Annotated in this window: 1 pseudogene; it reads left to right on the top strand. The window is 43.6% G+C overall.

Annotated features, from left to right (window positions below):
• Window positions 1-328: pseudogene (locus tag A3739_RS08505) on the top strand (oxidoreductase); the annotation flags it as partial.

Below are 328 nucleotides of genomic sequence, written 5' to 3'. Positions count from 1 at the left end.
GGGCGACTTTTTTAAGAATCATATCGATGGAGCGTGGCCTGGCTCACGAGTGGTCAATGAAGAGCTTATTCATAACGCTTATCCAGATCGATATAGTCAGATGACATTTCTCATCTTACTTAACGAAGACTTTGAAGGTGGCGCAACAAGGTTTTTGGTGAACTTAGAAGATTCAACGCAGCCAGCACGAGGAAATGCATCGGTTAAGGAAGTTGATATCCGCACACCTATTGGTGGTGTCCTTTGTTTTCCACACGGGCATCATCCTTTGCATTGTTTACACAGTTCTCAGCCCATCTCTAAAGGAACCAAATATATTATTCGGACC

The organism is Oleiphilus sp. HI0067, assembly GCF_001635735.1.
This window is presented reverse-complemented; position numbering and strand designations above follow the sequence as displayed.